The organism is Pseudomonas sp. IT-93MI4 (assembly GCF_949767635.1).
GTDB classification, from domain to species: Bacteria; Pseudomonadota; Gammaproteobacteria; order Pseudomonadales; family Pseudomonadaceae; genus Aquipseudomonas; species Aquipseudomonas putida_A.
Map to the genome: position 1 here is coordinate 1 of NZ_CATKPP010000002.1, position 15438 is coordinate 15438.

14 protein-coding genes are annotated in these 15438 nt (G+C 60.5%); 5 read left to right on the forward strand and 9 right to left on the reverse strand.

Translation table 11 applies throughout. From position 1 onward, the window contains the following. Positions 1-55: 55 nt before the first annotated feature. Together ACM6I7_RS00945 and ttcA are read right to left on the reverse strand one after the other, a co-directional pair. Complete coding sequence (locus tag ACM6I7_RS00945; RefSeq protein WP_414887806.1) at positions 56-730, reverse strand: DNA-3-methyladenine glycosylase I; 675 nt, start codon at positions 728-730, stop codon at positions 56-58. Positions 731-863: 133 nt separating this feature from the next. Continuing rightward, complete coding sequence (gene ttcA, locus ACM6I7_RS00950; RefSeq protein WP_041067551.1) at positions 864-1688, reverse strand: tRNA 2-thiocytidine(32) synthetase TtcA; 825 nt, start codon at positions 1686-1688, stop codon at positions 864-866. Positions 1689-1977: 289 nt separating this feature from the next. Between ttcA and ACM6I7_RS00955 the strand changes: the two genes are divergently transcribed. Beyond that, positions 1978-2580: a Yip1 family protein gene (locus ACM6I7_RS00955; RefSeq protein WP_016773629.1), complete on the forward strand. Its 603-nt coding sequence runs from the start codon at positions 1978-1980 to the stop codon at positions 2578-2580. Positions 2581-2728: 148 nt separating this feature from the next. Continuing rightward, on the forward strand, positions 2729-3223 hold the full coding sequence (locus tag ACM6I7_RS00960) for a SprT family zinc-dependent metalloprotease (RefSeq protein WP_003227192.1): 495 nt from the start codon (positions 2729-2731) through the stop codon (positions 3221-3223). A 110-nt stretch (positions 3224-3333) separates the two neighbouring features. Here ACM6I7_RS00960 and ACM6I7_RS00965 read toward each other — a convergent pair whose 3' ends face one another. Beyond that, the gene (locus tag ACM6I7_RS00965; RefSeq protein WP_096796801.1) at positions 3334-4515 is read right to left on the reverse strand and encodes a CaiB/BaiF CoA transferase family protein; all 1182 of its coding nucleotides are present in this window, start codon (positions 4513-4515) and stop codon (positions 3334-3336) included. A 256-nt stretch (positions 4516-4771) separates the two neighbouring features. Beyond that, positions 4772-6106 carry a dicarboxylate/amino acid:cation symporter gene (locus tag ACM6I7_RS00970; RefSeq protein WP_027612291.1) on the reverse strand — a complete coding sequence of 445 codons (1335 nt, stop codon included), beginning with the start codon at positions 6104-6106 and terminating at the stop codon, positions 4772-4774. Between the two features lie 350 nt (positions 6107-6456). Here ACM6I7_RS00970 and ACM6I7_RS00975 point away from each other — a divergent pair, with 350 nt between their 5' ends. Next, the gene (locus ACM6I7_RS00975) at positions 6457-7455 is read left to right on the forward strand and encodes an AraC family transcriptional regulator (protein ID WP_103368753.1); all 999 of its coding nucleotides are present in this window, start codon (positions 6457-6459) and stop codon (positions 7453-7455) included. A gap of 111 nt (positions 7456-7566) precedes the next feature. Here ACM6I7_RS00975 and ACM6I7_RS00980 read toward each other — a convergent pair whose 3' ends face one another. From ACM6I7_RS00980 to ACM6I7_RS00990, 3 genes are all read right to left on the reverse strand, one after another. Then, a complete protein-coding gene (locus tag ACM6I7_RS00980; protein ID WP_027612289.1) occupies positions 7567-8913 on the reverse strand; it encodes an ATP-binding protein in 1347 nt (448 codons plus the stop codon). After that, entirely contained in the window at positions 8910-9587 is a 678-nt protein-coding gene (locus tag ACM6I7_RS00985) for a response regulator transcription factor (protein WP_027612288.1), read from the reverse strand. Before ACM6I7_RS00985 ends, ACM6I7_RS00980 begins: the two co-directional genes overlap by 4 nt. 151 nt (positions 9588-9738) lie before the next feature. After that, positions 9739-10344, reverse strand: a complete 606-nt coding sequence (locus ACM6I7_RS00990) for a hypothetical protein (RefSeq protein WP_414887807.1) — start codon at positions 10342-10344, stop codon at positions 9739-9741. A 141-nt stretch (positions 10345-10485) separates the two neighbouring features. Here ACM6I7_RS00990 and ACM6I7_RS00995 point away from each other — a divergent pair, with 141 nt between their 5' ends. Continuing rightward, on the forward strand, positions 10486-11277 hold the full coding sequence (locus tag ACM6I7_RS00995) for a dienelactone hydrolase family protein (protein ID WP_346649662.1): 792 nt from the start codon (positions 10486-10488) through the stop codon (positions 11275-11277). Positions 11278-11416: 139 nt separating this feature from the next. Next, positions 11417-12142: a 4'-phosphopantetheinyl transferase family protein gene (locus tag ACM6I7_RS01000; protein WP_414887808.1), complete on the forward strand. Its 726-nt coding sequence runs from the start codon at positions 11417-11419 to the stop codon at positions 12140-12142. A 117-nt stretch (positions 12143-12259) separates the two neighbouring features. On the opposite strand, the gene ACM6I7_RS01005 is transcribed toward ACM6I7_RS01000, so the two are convergent. Together ACM6I7_RS01005 and ACM6I7_RS01010 are read right to left on the reverse strand one after the other, a co-directional pair. After that, positions 12260-13870 (reverse strand): ATP-binding protein, encoded by a 1611-nt coding sequence (locus ACM6I7_RS01005; protein ID WP_096796805.1) that lies wholly within the window; start codon positions 13868-13870, stop codon positions 12260-12262. Beyond that, the gene (locus ACM6I7_RS01010; RefSeq protein ID WP_027612283.1) at positions 13867-14589 is read right to left on the reverse strand and encodes a response regulator; all 723 of its coding nucleotides are present in this window, start codon (positions 14587-14589) and stop codon (positions 13867-13869) included. Before ACM6I7_RS01010 ends, ACM6I7_RS01005 begins: the two co-directional genes overlap by 4 nt. Between the last annotated feature and the right edge of the window lie 849 nt (positions 14590-15438).

The following is a 15438-nucleotide window of genomic DNA, read 5'->3' on the forward strand; positions in this document are numbered from 1 at the left end:
TGAAATGTATTCACTCTGTGGGAGCGAGCCTGCTCGCGAATGGGGCGACGCGGTCTTAATGGTTGACGGTGTACGCGAGCATCATCGAAATCTGGCTCATCGGCCGCCCGCCACTCTGCTCATGCCACTGATTGAACGCGTTCTGCACAATCGCCAGATCGCGCAGACTGGTCGGCGCCTTGTCGACGATCTTCTGTGCATTCAGCGCGGCGACCACGTCATAGCTCGGCACGAAGCTGTCCTTGCCGACCATGCGCAGGAAGCGCGGCGCCGACAGCCCGCCCAACTGACTCCCGTGCTTTTTCAGGTAGGTCCACAGACCGACGATATCGGTCACCGGCCAGTCGGCGATCAGCGCGCCGAAGCTGCCCTTGTCCTTTTCCACATCGAGGATGAACTGCGCATTGCGCGGCACGCTCTTGAGCTTGCCCAGGTGGCGAATGATGCGCGCGTCCTGCATCAGGCGTTCGAGGTGTTCGGCGCTCATCAGCACGACTTTTTCCGGGTCGAACCTGAAGAACACTTCTTCGAAGGCCGGCCACTTGGCGTCCACCAGGCTGTGCTTGAGACCAGCGCGAAACACGCGCAGGGCCATGGTCGAGAGGTAACGATCGTCGCTGATCTTGCGCAATTGCGCGGGAGTCTTGGGAACGGGCAGATGGGCTTCCAGTTCAGCCGCCGAACCGAAGCGGTTCAGACAGTATTCGTGCAGCCACTTGTAATCGCGCATGCCCTCTCCTATTGAATAAAACGAAAAACCAATGTGGGAGCGGGCTTGCTCGCGAAGACGGAGTGTCAGTCAACAAATCAGTTAAATGACACACCGCTTTCGCGAGCAGGCTCGCTCCCACATTTGAAGGTGTTTACAAGTTAACGACGTTAACGAAGCGCGAAGCCGCCGTTTCGTCGATCTTCAGGCTGGTGAAGTCGAACAGGTTGCGGTCGGCCAGTTGCGACGGCACCACGTTCTGCAGACTGCGGAAGATGCTTTCAGTTCGGCCCGGAGTCTTGCGCTCCCAGTCCTGAAGCATTTCCTTGACCACCTGACGCTGCAGGTTTTCCTGCGAACCGCAAAGGTTGCACGGGATGATCGGAAATTCCTTGAAGTCCGAGTAAGCCTGGATGTCTTTCTCGTTGCAGTAGGCCAGCGGACGGATCACCACGTTGCGCCCGTCGTCGGCGCGCAGCTTCGGCGGCATCGCCTTGAGGGTGCCGTTGAAGAACATGTTGAGGAAGAACGTCTCGACGATGTCGTCACGGTGGTGACCGAGGGCCATTTTGGTCGCGCCGATTTCGTCGGCGAAGGTGTACAACGTGCCGCGACGCAGGCGCGAGCACAGCGAGCAAGTGGTCTTGCCTTCCGGGATCAGTTCCTTGACCACCGAGTAAGTGTCCTTCTCGACGATGTGGTACTCGACGCCCAGCTCTTTCAGGTAGGCCGGCAGTACGTGCTCGGGGAAACCCGGCTGCTTTTGGTCCATGTTCACCGCGACGATCTCGAACTTGATCGGTGCAACCTTCTGCAGGTGCAGCAGCACGTCGAGCATGGTGTAGCTGTCCTTGCCTCCGGACAGGCAGACCATGACCTTGTCGCCGTCTTCGATCATGTTGAAATCGGCGACCGCTTCGCCGGCCAGGCGGCGCAGGCGCTTTTGCAGTTTGTTCTGGTTGACCGTAAGAGTGCCCATGACGCGAAATCCGTGAGGTGTGACGAAAGGCGGGCATTTTACGCAAAAACACCGGGGTTGTGGCCACAGGTTGTCGCCCCTTCGATTGCCCGTTTGCACAGACCCCGACGCGATTACCCCGCCGGTTTACAGCGCGATTTGCTCTAAGCCCCTAGTCCCTGTGCGGTTAAGTCCTTTCTATACTGCGACATAAGGTCGCACACATCTGAAGACCTGAATTTGCTCGGCCACCTTTGGCCCTTAGGCGCTCCGTTGGGGGGCGATGGCAATAACAAGAGGAGTGACTGGCATGATCCATCACGTAGTGGGACTTTTTACCCACCCCGATCAGGAATGGAAGGAAATCCGTGGCGACCAAGAGGAAAGCATCAGCCACATGTACCTGACGCACACGCTGATCCTGGCGGCGATTCCGGCGGTTTCGGCGTTTATCGGCACCACTCAGGTCGGCTGGGTGATCGGCAACCGCGCACCGGTGATGCTGACCTTCGAAAGCGCACTGTGGATGACCATCATGTCGTACCTGGCGATGCTCGGCGGGGTCGCGGTGATGGGCGCCTTCGTGCACTGGATGGCCCGCACCTATGACGCCAACCCGAGTCTGGCCCGTTGCGTGGCATTCGCCACCTACACCGCGACGCCGTTGTTCGTCGGCGGGCTGGCGGCGCTGTATCCGCACATGTGGCTGGGGATGATCGTCGGCACGGCGGCCATCTGTTACACGGTGTACCTGCTGTATGTCGGGCTGCCGACGTTCATGAACATTCCGTCGGACGAAGGCTTCCTGTTTTCCAGCTCGGTGCTGGCGGTGGGTCTGGTGGTGCTGGTGGCCATCATGGCGTTCACCGTGATTGTCTGGGGCCTCGGCGTGGGGCCGGTGTATACCAACTGACATGTTTCACCCCCGAGAAAAACAAGATCTGCCAATACAGGCCGCCGCAAGGCGGCCTTCTCGTTTGGCGGATGACCATTCGGCAGGTCAGCGATTCGCAAGTCAGGAACGTTGCGGCATACTCGACGCCTCTGGAGATCCATCAAGCATGCCCGAGCAACTCAATACCCGCGTCGAAGACTGTTACCAACTCGCTGAAGCCTTTTTCAAACGTCATTTCCAACGCCCCGTCGTCAGCCTCAAGCTGCGCGGGCAAAAAGCCGGTGTCGCGCATCTGCACGAGAACCTGCTGCGCTTCAACCCGCAGCTGTACCGGGAAAACACCGAACACTTCCTCAAGCAGACCGTGGCCCACGAAGTCGCGCACCTGATCGCCCACCAACTGTTCGGCGACCGCATCCAGCCGCACGGCGAGGAGTGGCAACTGATCATGCGCGGGGTTTACGAGCTGCCGCCGGATCGTTGCCATACCTACGCAATCAAACGCCGCAGCGTGACCCGCTACATCTACAAATGCCCGTGCGCCGACAGTGATTTTCCGTTTTCGGCGCAGCGTCATAGCCTGGTGCGCCAAGGGCGACGGTATTTGTGCCGGCGTTGTCGCAACACCTTGGTGTTCAGTGGTGAGATGCGGGTGGAATAGTCGTTTTTTGTATTGTCCCGACTGGCCCCATCGCGAGCAGGCTCACTCCTACAATTGAAAGCGTTCCACCTGTAGGAGTGAGCCTGCTCGCGATGAGGCCCAGCCAGGCGCTAGAGAATTACCTTGGCCGCCCGCAATTGAGCAATCCGCTCAGCATCAAAGCCCAACTCCCCCAACACCTGCTCAGTATGCTGCCCCAACCCCGCCCCGACATGCCGCGGCGCCGGCAGCGCTTCGGAGAATTTCAGCGGACAGGCAATCTGCGCCTGGGTCGTACCGTCGCCACGCGGCACCTGGGTCACCAGTTCCCGCGCCTGCAACTGCGGATGCTGCACCGCCTCGCTCAGGTTCAAGACCGGTTCGACACAGGCATCGACCTCGGCAAACAACGCGCGCAGCTCGGCAAAGTCGTGCTTCTCGAATTCAACTTTCAGCGCATCCTTCAATAACCGTTGCTGCTCGGGTTTCGGCGACAAGCCCTGCGCCGCCAGCTCCGGCCGGCCCAACGCCGTACACAGCTGCTGCATGAACCCCGGCTCAAGACTGCCTACCGACAACCAGCGCCCGTCGCGGGAGCGGTAGTAGTCGTAGAAGCTGCCGCCATTGAGCATCAGCTCTTCCCAATGCGGTTCGTCGCCACAGGCCAGATAGCCGGCACCGGCCATGGCGTTCAGGCTGAAGGCGCAATCGGTCATGCTCACGTCCAGATGCGTGCCCTGCCCGGTCTGCTGCCGGGCGATGACCGCCGCCAGCAGGCCGATCACCCCATGCAGCGAACCACCCGCGATATCCGCCACCTGCATGCCCAGCGGCAACGGCCCGCTGTCGGCGCGGCCGGTGTAACTGGAAAGACCGGCCAGCGCCAGGTAGTTGATGTCATGCCCGGCGCGATCCTTGTACGGCCCGGTCTGGCCATAGCCGGTGATCGACACGTAAATCAGCTTCGGGTTGATCGCCTTCAGTGCCTCGTAACCCAGACCCAGGCGCTCCATCACACCGGGCCGAAACTGCTCGAGGACGATGTCGTAGTCGGCCAGCAACTGCCTGACCACCTCCAGCGCCTCAGGCTGTTTGAGGTCCAGCGCCAGACTGCGCTTGTTGCGATTGAGGTAAGCGTGGCTGGCTGACACACCTTGATCATGCGGCGGCAGCACCCGCAGCAGGTCCATGCGCGTTGGCGATTCGATGCGCAGCACTTCGGCGCCCATGTCCGCCAGCAACAGCGAGGCGAATGGCCCTGGCAGCAGGGTCGAGAAATCCAGAATCTTCAGTGAGGCCAGCGGCGCGGACATGGGCGATCTCCTTGGGCGATGCACCCAGCCTAGGCAGCGCTGCCGCACACGGCAATCACCGGATGCATCAGCGGCAGTGACCGTAATGCTCAAATCGCAGGCAATAAAAAACCCCTGTAGCGAGGGGATTCATCCCCGATGGACTGCGCAGCAGTCCCCTTCTATCTAAGAAGGGGCCGCTTCGCGACCCATCGGGGATGAATCCCCTCACCACAAGGGCTCTCAGACTCCAGCATTACACTGGAGCCAATTCAGATTACTTGACGTTGCTCGGAGTAGCACCTTCAGCCACACCCAGGTCATCTTCCGGACGGGTATCGGCGATACCGCGACCGCCCGAAGCCAGCTCGGATTGCAGCACGTCGGTGTCCAGCTCTTTCACCCACTTGGCAACCACGATGGTCGCCACGGCGTTGCCGACCAGGTTGGTCAGGGCGCGGGCTTCGGACATGAAGCGGTCGATACCGAGGATCAGCGCCAGACCGGCCACCGGCAGGTGACCGACCGCCGACAGAGTGGCGGCCAGCACGATGAAGCCCGAACCGGTCACACCGGCGGCACCTTTGGAAGACAGCAGCAACACCACCAGCAGGGTGATCTGATGGGTGATGTCCATGTGCGTGTCGGTGGCCTGAGCAATGAACACTGCAGCCATGGTCAGGTAGATCGCGGTACCGTCGAGGTTGAACGAGTAACCGGTCGGGATCACCAGACCCACGACGGATTTCTTCGCGCCCAGACGCTCCATCTTGATCAGCATGCGTGGCAGTACCGATTCCGAGGACGAGGTACCGAGTACGATCAGCAGTTCTTCACGGATGTAGCGGATCATCTTCAGCACGCTGAAGCCGTGCATGCGGGCGATGGCACCCAGCACGATCAGGATGAAGGCCAGGCAGGTGATGTAGAAGCAGGCCATCAGTTGACCCAGCTGCACCAGCGAGCCGACACCGTAAGCACCGATGGTGAACGCCATCGCGCCGAAGGCACCGATTGGCGCGAGCTTCATGATCATGTTGATGATGTTGAACATCACGTGGGCGAAGCGATCGATGAAGTCGAGGATCGGACGGCCATAGTCACCCAGGCGATGCAGGGCGAAACCGAAGATCACCGAGAACATCAGCACTTGCAGGATGTCACCGGTAGCGAACGCGCCGACGATGGTGGTCGGGATCACGTTGAGCAGGAAGCCGACTACGCTCTGGTCTGCACCTTGCTGCACGTAGGTCGCGACTTTCGAGGCGTCCAGGGTGCTGACGTCGATGTGCATGCCGTTGCCCGGCTGCACGATGTTGACCACGATCAGGCCCACCAGCAGGGCGATGGTCGAAACGATTTCGAAGTACAGGAGTGCGTAACCGCCGGTCTTGCCGACCGACTTCATGCTTTGCATGCCAGCGATGCCGCTGACCACGGTGCAGAAGATGATCGGGGCGATGATCATTTTGATCAGCTTGATGAACCCGTCACCCAGTGGCTTTACCGCCACACCGAACTGCGGGTAGTAGTGACCAAGGGCAATACCGATGATGATCGCGACGATCACCTGGAAATACAGGGATTTGTACAGTGGCTGACGAGTCGTCATTGCAAGTGTCCTCAAGCGTCCCGCGGGCAACATCCATCTGTTGGGCGCAGAACCTGAATTGCGAACCCTCCTGCACTGGAGGGATTTGTTGTTGGAGCGGCGCTATTCCAGCGGAATAGACGCACACTTCTGTCGCTCTTATCGCAAACGCCGTGCCACTTTGGTGCAATTTGCTGCAAGCCTTTTGATATCAGGGGATGCAGGCTAATTTTTGTCACTGCCCGGTGACGCCAGTGTGGCGGATTTCCGCCAAGTCAGCGGATCTCGTCCTACAATTTGGCGGAAATCCGCCTTGTTGCCCTGCGCATGCCCCGGCTACCATCCGGCGTCTGAGGAAGGATCTGCCGCTTATGCGCGAACGTACCATCGCCAGTCATTTCGCCCGCGCCGCCCTTGGTGGCGCACGCCGTTCGGGGTTCGACTATGCGCCGCTGCTGCAGCAACTGGGCATCAGTCCCGAATTGCTCGATGAACCTCGGGCGCGCATCGCCCCGGAGCAATTCACCCAACTGATCCAGAGCCTGTGGCTGGCGCTGGATGACGAATACCTGGGTTTCGGCAATGCGCCAAGCAAGCCCGGCAGCTTCGCGATGATGTGCCACGCGCTGATCCACTGCCGCAATCTGGAGAAGGCACTGCAACGCGGTTTATTGTTTTATAGCCTATTCCCCGAGGCTCCGCGCCTGAGCCTGAGCCGCGAAGACGAATGGGTGCGCCTGAGCCTTGATGACTCGCAGTTATGGGACCCGGATCACTTTCTCAGCGAGAGCCTGCTGGTGATCTGGCATCGCCTCGGCAGTTGGCTGATCGGCCAGCGGATTCGTCTGGAGCAGGCCACCTTCAGTTATCCGAAACCGGCGCACGGTGCCGAGTACGACCTGTTATTCCCCTGCCCTTTGGTGTTTTCCGCCCAGCAGAGCAGCCTGCTGTTTCACAGTCGCTATCTACACATGCCGCTGTTGCAGGACGAACGCACCCTCAAGCACTTTCTCGAACGCTCACCCGCCGACCTGCTATCGCGCCCGGACGACGGCGACAGCCTCAGCAGTCGCCTGCGCCGCTTGCTCAGCCGCGACAGTGCGCACTGGCCGGACCTCGAAGCGGTGGCCGCGCAGCTGCACATCAGCCCGCAAACCCTGCGTCGGCATCTGCGTGAGGAAGGCAGCAGTTTTCAGGAATTGAAGGATCAGTTGCGCCGCGACATCGCGATCTATCATCTGGGACGGGCGGATCTGTCGTTGCAACAGATTGCCGAGCAGTTGGGATTTTCCGAACCGTCGGCGTTTCACCGGGCGTTCAAGAAATGGACCGGGCTGACACCGGGGGCGTATCGGGCGCAAGAGCAGTAAGACCCGCGCTGAACTGACTGGCGCTATCGCGAGCAGGCTCACTCCTACATTTGAAATGCATTCCCCTTGTAGGAGTGAGCCTGCTCGCGATGACGTCAGAACAGCCAACACCTAAACCGCAGGAAACTGAATCCTGAACGCCGCCCCGCCCATCGGCGAATCCCCGAGCATCAGCTTGGCGTTGTAGCTTTCGATGATGTCCTTGACCACCGCCAGCCCGATGCCCTGCCCCGGATGCTGGCGATCCAGACGCTCACCGCGCTCAAGGATCCGCGCGCGCTGATTCGGCGGCACACCGGGGCCGTCGTCTTCGATGCACAACTCGATGCCGGCGAGGGTCTCGCGCACGCTGATGCGCACTTCGCCCAGGCACAGGCGATAGGCGTTTTCCAGCAGGTTGCCCATCATCTCCAGCAGCGCGCCCTGCTCGATCGGCACGTAACAGTGCTCCGGCAGATCGAAGGCCACCCGCACGTGTTTGTCGCGGTAGACCTTGTCCAGCGTGTCGCACAGGCTTTTGAGCACCGGTTGCAGCCGCACCTGATGGCGCACCAGACCGCTTTTGCGCAGGCTGGCCCGTTGCAGTTGATAGCTGATCTGCTGACTCATGCGCTCGATCTGGGTTTGCAGCACCCAGGCCTGATCGCGATCTTCCGGGCGTTGGGCCATGTCTTCGCTGACCCCTTGCAACACCGCCAACGGGGTTTTCAGGCTGTGCGCCAGATCATCGAGGGAGTCACGGTAGCGGCTGCGCTGCTGGCGCTCACTGTGCAGCAAACGGTTGAGCGAGCCGGTCAGGCGCAGCAGTTCGCGCGGGTGCTGTTCGGTGAGACTTTCGCGGGTGCCGCTTTCGATCTCGTCGAGTTCCTGACTGAGCCGACGCAGCGCCTTGAGACCCCAGGTCAGGCCGATCCACAACAACGCCAGCAGCACCAGCAATGCGGCGCCAAAGCCCAGGTAGAGATTTTCGCGCAGGCCTTCGAGGGTATTTTCGTATTCGCGCACCGGTTGCAGAGCGACGATGCTGAACGCGGCACTTTTACCGCCCAGCAGTTTGACTTCGACGTCGTAGACGAAGAACTCCTGGCCATTGCTCTCGCGGATCCGCGCGAACTCGTTGCCCATGCCGTCGTAACGCGGCTTGTAGTTGATCTGCTCTTCCTGCGTGCCTTTCGAGCGCCAGACCAGTTTGCCTTCGCGGTCGTAGATGTAGCCGAGCAGGCGGTTGTCGGTGAGGTTGAAGCGCTCATCCGGCAGCTGCGCCGGCATCACCAGATGGCCACTGTCGACGCGTGCCGCCGAGATCAGCGTGGTGACGTCCGAGGCCAGGCGCTGCTCGATCGAGTCCTGCAACGCCAGGCTGAACGCGCCCTGCATGGCCGGCAGCAAGCCGAGCATGAACAACACCGCCAACGTGGTGGCGGCGAGCATCAAGCGAACGCGAAGAGAACGAATCAAGTGCAGCGCTCATTGAACAAGTAGCCAAGACCGCGCACGGTGTCGATCGGCTTGAACCCGCCCGGTCCTTCGAGCTTGCGGCGCAGACGGCCGACCAGCACTTCGATCACGTTCGGATCGCGCTCGTCGTCATCCGGATAGAGCTGCTCCATCAGGCGATCCTTGGGCACCACTTGCTGGTGGTGGCGCATCAGGTATTCGAGGATGCGGTATTCGTAGGCGGTCAGTGCCAGCGGCTCTTCATCCAGCGACGCCTGCTTGCGATTGAGGTCCAGCAACAGCGGCCCGGCGACGATGGTCGACTGGGTGAAGCCGCTGGAGCGACGCAGCAAGGCATTCAGGCGCGCGTCGAGTTCCTCGAACTGGAACGGCTTGACCACGTAGTCGTCGGCACCGGCGGCGAGGCCTTCGACCTTGTCCTGCCAATTGCCGCGCGCGGTGAGGATCAGGATCGGAAAGGTCTTGCCGCTCGAGCGCAACTGGCGGATCAGGTCCAGACCGCCCATGCCCGGCAGACCGAGGTCAATCACCGCCAGATCGAAGTTGAACTGCCCGGTCTGGTACAGCGCCTCTTCGGCATTGGCCACGGACTCGACCACGTGACCGCTCTCCGTCAGGCGGGTTTGCAGGTGATGGCGCAACAGCGCTTCATCTTCGACGACCAACAGTTTCATAACGCTCTCCCGGGTAAATCAAAAACTCCAACAACGCACCTGTGGGAGCGGGCTTGCTCGCGAAGGCGATGTATCAGCCAACATTGTTGTCGACTGATAGACCGCTTTCGCGAGCAAGCTCGCTCCCACAGGGTCTAGAACGAACCGCGCTTTAGAAAGCGTAGTTCGCCGACAGGTAAGTCTGGGCGCTGCTGGTCAAGTCCAGCGAGCCTTGCTTGCTGCCACCGCTTTCTTTCATTTCAGTGCTGGCGTTGCTCATCAGGTAACGGTAACCGAGTTCCACCGAAACGTTCTGCGCCACTTGTTGCAGCACACCGAACTGGCCACCGACGGCGTAACCGATGTCACTGTCGCGGCTGTAGCCTGGCGAATCCTGAGTCAGCTTGGTCAAACCGGCCGTGGCGCCACCGAACAATTTGATGCTGCCGCCCACTGGATAGAACAGATCGTAGCTGCCCAGCAGGTTTTCCTGGCGCAGTTTAATGCCATTGTGCGAACCGGACACGTTGTCGTAGGTCGCGTAGTAACGACCTTGCGAGTTTTGCTGACCGAGGCGTACGCCGTAAGTGTTGTTGCCGTCGATTGCGCCGCTGGCGTCCGGGTGGCCAAGGTTGTCGTTCAGCGCGTGGGATTTTTTAACCTTGTCACTGGTCTGGCCAAAGGTCAGGCCGGCGAAGTTGCTGGTGTCATCGGCATGTGCCGCAAGGCTGGAGCCCAACAAGGTAAAAGCCAGCAGCAGTTTGTTTAGACGATTCATCGCGTTTCCTCTTTCACAGTGCTGTTTGGGTATGGCGCAAGGTTACTGACCCGCCCCTGTACCTGCCCTGAACACTCTCTGAACCTGCGCTGAATCAAATCGACTAGGCTGTCCTGACCACTTTCGATAAGGAGACCGACCATGCGCCTGTTCCTCGCCCTCGTCTTGCTCGCCGCCAGCAATCTGGCCAACGCCGCGATCAAGACTCAGGAGATTCCCTACCAGAGTGCCGACGGCACCAAGCTGATCGGCTACTACGCCTATGACGACGCGATCAAGGGCAAACGCCCGGGAGTCGTCGTGGTGCATGAATGGTGGGGCCTTAACGATTACGCCAAACGTCGCGCCCGCGACCTCGCCGAACTGGGCTACAGCGCGCTGGCGATCGACATGTATGGCGAAGGCAAGAACACCGAACATCCCAAGGATGCGATGGCGTTCATGCAGGCCGCGACCCAGGATGCTGCGGCCTCCAGCAAACGTTTCGAGGCCGGGTTGAACCTGCTGAAAAAGCAGCCGCAGACCGACGTCAATAAAATCGCCGCCATCGGTTACTGCTTCGGCGGTGGCGTGGTGCTCAACGCCGCGCGTCAGGGCGAGCCGCTGGCGGGCGTGGTGAGTTTCCACGGTGCGCTGGCGACCACCACCCCGGCGACGCCCGGCAGTGTGAAGGCGAAGATTCTGGTCGAGCACGGTGCGCTGGATAGCATGGTCACCCCGGACAACGTCACCGCGTTCAAATCTGAAATGGACAAGGCCGGCGCCGACTATAAGTTCGTCAGCCTCGACGGCGCCAAACATGGCTTCACCAATCCGGATGCCGATCGCTTGAGCCATGGTGAACACGGTGGCCCGGATATAGGTTACAACAAGGCGGCCGATGAAAAATCCTGGGCGGACATGAAGGCGTTCTTCCAGAAAATCTTTGGCTGATCAGATAGATTGCAGCGCGGCCTTCGCGAGCAGGCTCGCTCCCACATGGGAATGCGTTCCAAATGTGGGAGCGAGCCTGCTCGCGAAAGCCGCACCGCCGATCTCGACCTTGCCCCTGCGAATCGGCAAAATGCCCGCCATGAATTCCAGCCCGCCCCTCCCCGCCTGCTGCACCCCGCTCGACGCCCATTGGCCGTTGCCCAACGTGTTGCCCGAGACCGTGCTGCTCAGTACCCGTTTCGACCCGAAGCAACTGCTCGGCGATGACTTCCAGCGCAGCGCCATCGAGCCGCCGCCGAGCATTCAGCGCTCGGTGGCCAAACGGCAGGCCGAGTTTCTTGCCGGACGAATCTGCGCCCGGGCCGCGCTGCAGCAACTGGAAGGCTCAAACGTGATTCCGCCGATTGGCGAAGACCGCGCACCGGTGTGGCCGGCGCACATCTGCGGCTCGATCACTCACAGCACCGGACACGCGGCGGCGATTGTCGCCAACAAGCGGCACTGGCGCGGCTTGGGCATGGATCTGGAAAACCTGCTCGAGACCGAGCGCGCCGAACGCCTGGCCGGGGAGATTCTGACGCCGCCGGAGCTGCAACGCATGGCCGCCGGTGCGCGGGAACAACTGGCGTTGTGCGTGACCCTGACGTTTTCGGTGAAAGAGAGCCTGTTCAAGGCGCTGTATCCGATTGTGCAGAAGCGCTTCTACTTCGAGCACGCCGAGGTGCTGGAGTGGACGGAGCAGGGTCAGATCCGGTTGCGTTTGCTGACTGACTTGTCGGGCGAATGGCGTCATGGCACCGAGCTGGAGGCGCAATTTGGTGTGCAGGATGGGCAGTTGTTGAGTCTGGTCAGCATTCCGGCCTGAAGATTTTTCGGCGACTGTTGCACCGCCTTCGCGAGCAAGCCCGCTCCCACCCTTGAAATGCATTCCCCTGTGGGAGCGGGCTTGCTCGCGAAGGCGTCATTTCTGCTGACACAAAACTCAACGGCGCTCCTGATTCCTCGGCCAACTCAGACTGAAACAAGCCCCACCCAGACTTTTGCTCTTGTTGATCAGCGCCCGACCGTCATGCCAGTGGATGATCCGCCGCACAATCGACAGCCCCAGCCCATGCCCACCAGAGGCCCGGGTGCGGCTGTCATCCAGACGTAGGAACGGCGTGAAGATCCGTTCCCACGCCGACTCCGGCACACCCGGCCCGTCATCCTCGACATCGACCCGGCAGCGCAACTGCCCGACCTGATAACTCACCGTGACGTTAGAGCGTGCATGGCGCATCGCGTTGCTCACCAGATTCTGCAACGCCCGATGCAGGAAGCGCGGCTCGGCTTCGACCCAGGCGCCATCGTTGTCCGCCGCTGACAGGCACAACCCGCGCTGCACCGTGACCTCAGCACGCAACGGCGCCAGTTCTGCGATCACCTGATTGACCAGCGCATCGAGGTCAATGCGCTGAAAGGTCAGTGCCGGTGAACCCTGCTCCAGCCGCGCGTAAGTGAGCATTTCGTCCACCAGCTTATCGAGATCCTCGATGTCGTGATCCATACCCTCGCGGTACTTCTCCAGCGCCTGCGGGGTGGTGGCCGAGCCGATCATCTCCAGCCCGAAACGCAGGCGCGCCACTGGCGTGCGTAGTTCGTGGGACACCGCGCGCACCAGCTCGCGCTGGATCGCCAGCAACTGCTGCAGATGCTCGGCCATGCCGTTGAACGCCGCCGCCAGCCGCCCGACCGAGTCAGCACCGCGGGCCGGCACGCGGGTTTCCAGGCTGCCCTTGGCGATGCGTGTGGCCGCGGCTTCGAGGCCGCGCAAACGCCGTTCGAGCTGACGCACCAACAGATAAACGATCAGACCGATCAGGCTCAGGCCCAAGGCAGCGATCAACACCAGCCATTGCGGCGGATACGGATTCATCTGATACAGCGGGCCGATCTCCAGCACCCACGGCGTGCCGACCATGCCGGCAAACACCCGGATCGAATCCCCGCCCTTGCCCAGCGCCATCACTGTATCGCCCTCGGACACCCGGCGGCTCTGGTCTTCGTCCATGTCGGCCTCGTTGACCGTGACCAGCCGCAGATCAAAACCGAAGCCTTTCTCTTCCTTTAACTGCGCCAGTCGTTTGGGCTGTTCGCCGACCGGCACCCGTACCAGTTCATCGGCCAACAGATAAATAGTCGCGCGGGCCAATTGCTCGCTGATCTGTTGTACGTCACCGGTCAGCAGCAGCTGTTCCTTGTCGCTGACCAGCCGATAGACTCGCGCCGCATGCGGGCCGGTCTGCTCCACCAAGGCCTGACCGCGCTGCACCCGGGCGCGCTGAGAGAGATCCAGATCGGTCTCGGAAAACTTCTTCAGTGCCAGCGGAATCCCCAGCAGACGCTCCCAGACCAGCAACGCCCGATGGCGCTCGGTTTCATTCATCGGTTGCAGGTTGTCGGCCATCAGAGAGAACGTGCCGTGGGCCAGGCGCTCGCGGTATTGCTCGCTGCGCACCTGATTGAGCAGGTGCAGTGCCAGCACACCGAGCACCGCCACCAGAATCAGCGCCGCGCACATGCCGCCATAGATGCGCAGGAAGATCGAATTCACAGCGCCAGATCCACACAGGCTTCAGGGACGAACAGATAGCCTTTGCTGCGGATGGTCTTGATCAGCCGCGGATGGTCGGGGTCATCACCGATTTTCGGGCGAATGCGCGAGATGCGCACATCGATCGAACGATCCTGGCCGTCGTAACCGATGCCGCGCAACGCAGTGAAGATTTCTTCGCGAGAGAGGATCCGCCCGGCATTCGACACCAGCAGCCAGAGCAGGTCGAATTCGGCGCTGGTCAGTTCGATGCCGCTGTCGCTGAGCCAGGCTTCGCGCAAGGCGTTGTCCACCACCAGCGGGCCGAATTGCAGGCGACGGCTTTTTTCCACGATTGGCTCGGCTGTGTCGCTGCGTCGCAGCAAAGCCTGAATGCGCGCGAGCAACAGCCGTGGGCGCACCGGTTTGCATACGTAATCATCAGCGCCGAGGTCGAGGCCTTGAATCTGGTCAGCATCGTCGGTGCGCGCGGTGAGCATCAGGATCGGGCCGTCGTAACGGTCGCGCACCTTGCGGCAAATGCTCAGGCCGTCTTCGCCGGGTAGCATCAGGTCGAGGATCACCAGATCCGGCTGCTCCTTGATGATCCGCGCCGCCGCCAGCGCGCCGTTACCTTCGATCTCCACGCGCAATCCATTGGCTTGCAGGTATTCGCGGGTGAGTTCGGCCAGACGCTGGTCGTCCTCGACTATCAATACCTGCCAGGCTTCTTGCTCCACCGGTGACCTCTGCTTGCTGTTTTTATTAATAAAGGAAGAACCGTACGACGCAGCACAATCCATGTGGGAGCGAGCCTGCTCGCGAATGCGTCGGCAGGTTCAGCATCAATGTTGGCTGATCCAACGCTTTCGCGAGCAGGCTCGCTCCCACAGTTGTAGATCCTCCCGTCTTTTTGTCATCTTTCGGGAGGATAAGAATGGGTAAACACTGCCCGATTGTATAAACGGCGTACAACCAGAACACAAGTCGGCAAATGCGTTCGGACAAGGCGGTTTTTTGTGATAGGGTTCGCGCCCTTAAAAATCCGCTGAAGCGTTTTTCCCGGGTGAAAACCAGTGACAAACGGTCTAGCTCAGCAGGTTCGCGGCCTACACGGGATTTCCTGGTTTCTTACACAATTTACGCACAGGTTTATCCACAGCTAGTACGTTGCAAGCCCCCTCGAAACGCATTATCTTGTAGCACGGCGCAAGGAGAGACCCTACATATAGGGTTTTCCGCTCAAACGCCCAACCACATTTCGGACCTGAAACTCAAGCGCTTTATTGCCTGTTTCCGGTTGAACCAAGCAAGTTTTTCAAAGCCCAAACCGCACTTGCGGATGGCGCCGTTTTTCAGGTTGGAAACGACCGGAACGGTACGGGTGTTGCAGTCATTACTGTCATCCGGGAAGGAATCCGGCTCGAGCCCTGGCTCGCAGCCAAAAACTTCGGCAAGGATGCGGCGTCATTAGCCTTTTTCCTACTGGTCCGAAGTTGTTATGCCCGACGCCCGTCGGTTGTAGTGCTTCGGACCAGAACGGTGAGCACCATGATGGTGCCCAAACAAACATAGAGAATGTGGAGATC

Coding starts and splice junctions, on each gene's coding strand:
- ACM6I7_RS00975 (WP_103368753.1), top strand. CDS start 6,457: ATGCGCGAACGTACCATCGCCAGTCATTTCGCCCGCGCCGCCCTTGGT.
- ACM6I7_RS01000 (WP_414887808.1), top strand. CDS start 11,417: ATGAATTCCAGCCCGCCCCTCCCCGCCTGCTGCACCCCGCTCGACGCC.
- ACM6I7_RS00995 (WP_346649662.1), top strand. CDS start 10,486: ATGCGCCTGTTCCTCGCCCTCGTCTTGCTCGCCGCCAGCAATCTGGCC.
- ACM6I7_RS00960 (WP_003227192.1), top strand. CDS start 2,729: ATGCCCGAGCAACTCAATACCCGCGTCGAAGACTGTTACCAACTCGCT.
- ACM6I7_RS00990 (WP_414887807.1), bottom strand. CDS start 10,344: ATGAATCGTCTAAACAAACTGCTGCTGGCTTTTACCTTGTTGGGCTCC.
- ACM6I7_RS00985 (WP_027612288.1), bottom strand. CDS start 9,587: ATGAAACTGTTGGTCGTCGAAGATGAAGCGCTGTTGCGCCATCACCTG.
- ACM6I7_RS00970 (WP_027612291.1), bottom strand. CDS start 6,106: ATGACGACTCGTCAGCCACTGTACAAATCCCTGTATTTCCAGGTGATC.
- ACM6I7_RS00965 (WP_096796801.1), bottom strand. CDS start 4,515: ATGTCCGCGCCGCTGGCCTCACTGAAGATTCTGGATTTCTCGACCCTG.
- ACM6I7_RS00945 (WP_414887806.1), bottom strand. CDS start 730: ATGCGCGATTACAAGTGGCTGCACGAATACTGTCTGAACCGCTTCGGT.
- ACM6I7_RS00955 (WP_016773629.1), top strand. CDS start 1,978: ATGATCCATCACGTAGTGGGACTTTTTACCCACCCCGATCAGGAATGG.
- ttcA (WP_041067551.1), bottom strand. CDS start 1,688: ATGGGCACTCTTACGGTCAACCAGAACAAACTGCAAAAGCGCCTGCGC.